At 63.7% G+C, this 886-nt stretch carries 1 protein-coding gene and 1 pseudogene; both read right to left on the bottom strand.

Annotation, left to right across the window (positions count from 1 at the left end):
- Positions 1 to 273, bottom strand: a pseudogene (locus tag Q2M23_RS43665) (protocatechuate 3,4-dioxygenase subunit alpha); the annotation flags it as partial.
- A gap of 1 nt (position 274) precedes the next feature.
- A partial coding sequence (gene pcaH, locus Q2M23_RS43660) for a protocatechuate 3,4-dioxygenase subunit beta (RefSeq protein WP_316399533.1) occupies positions 275 to 886 on the bottom strand: 612 nt, incomplete at its 5' end.

The following is an 886-nucleotide window of genomic DNA, read 5'->3' as shown; positions in this document are numbered from 1 at the left end:
CGAATTGGGCAGCGCGCGCGCATCCTGCGGATCGGAGAAGCGGCCCTGGCTATCGGCCTGCCAGATCTCCAGCATGCAGTCCGGGATCACGGCGCCGTCGCCGTCATAGACCTTGCCCTCGACGCGGATGCGCTCACCCGAGACGTCAGGCGTCAGAAGGTTGTTGGTAAAAGCGTCGTTCCATTCATATTCGCCGTTCGGCGTCAGGCCATACTTGAAATAGGGGCCGACGGTCTGCGAAGGCGTGATTCCATCAGGACGCGGGTTCGACACGTTACTTGGTCTCCATCGGCGTGGCACTCTGCCCGCGCAGCACGATATCGAAGCGGTAGCACAGCGCCCATTCCGGCTTGGTGTTCTCGAGATCGAACGACGAGATCATCCGCGCCCGCGCCTTCTCGTCCGTCACCGAGTTGAAGATCGGATCGAACGGGAACAGCGGATCGCCCGGGAAGTACATCTGGGTCACCAGCCGCGAGACGAACGCGTGGCCGAACACCGAGAAGTGGATATGCGCGGGCCGCCAGGCGTTATGGTGATTGCCCCAGGGATAGGCGCCGGGCTTGATGGTGATGAACTTGTAATAGCCCTTGGCATCGCTCTGGGTGCGGCCGGCACCCGTGAAGTTGGGATCGAGCGGCGCCGGGTGCTGATCGACGACATGAATGTAGCGGCCGCAGGCATTGGCCTGCCACAGCTCGACCAAGGTGTTTGGCACGCCGCGGCCGTCCTCGTCGAGCACATAGCCGTGCACGATGATGCGCTCGCCGAGCGGCTCGCCCCTGGCCTGGATGGTGAGGTCGTTGTCGTGCGCGCGCACGGTCTCATGACCATAGACCGGCCCGGTCAGCTCCGAGAGCGTGTGCCGCATCGGGATCAGCGGCTT

Source organism: Bradyrhizobium sp. 33ap4 (assembly GCF_032654765.1).
Lineage (GTDB): Bacteria > Pseudomonadota > Alphaproteobacteria > Rhizobiales > Xanthobacteraceae > Bradyrhizobium > Bradyrhizobium australafricanum.
Note: the sequence above shows the minus strand (reverse complement) of the source record. Positions and strands in the feature narration are given on the sequence as shown.